1 tRNA gene is annotated in these 257 nt (G+C 53.3%); it reads left to right on the top strand.

From position 1 onward, the window contains the following. Positions 1 to 182: 182 nt before the first annotated feature. Positions 183 to 256: transfer RNA gene (locus R0J92_RS24410), tRNA-Arg, on the top strand. Position 257: the final 1 nt, after the last annotated feature.

The raw sequence follows: 257 nt of genomic DNA, 5'->3' as shown, positions 1-257 counted from the left end.
CCGCTGAGAGCTTCCTTGGCTTCATAGACATCACGTCCATCCGCCTTTGGGTGCGCCTTTTGTCAACATGACCTAGCCCAGCCGGAAGGTCCGATGACGAAAGAGAGCAATCACAATAGTTTTGGGTGGCGGCCTATTTTCTCTTGCGCCTGTAAACGAGTATCATTACTAGCACGCTCTGTGGACCGATAGCTCAGCTGGATAGAGTACTTGACTACGAATCAAGGGGTCGGGGGTTCGAATCCTCCTCGGTCCGC

It is taken from the genome of Tritonibacter sp. SIMBA_163 (genome assembly GCF_046535935.1).
In the GTDB taxonomy this organism is placed as follows: Bacteria; Pseudomonadota; Alphaproteobacteria; order Rhodobacterales; family Rhodobacteraceae; genus Epibacterium; species Epibacterium scottomollicae.
Note: the sequence above shows the minus strand (reverse complement) of the source record. Positions and strands in the feature narration are given on the sequence as shown.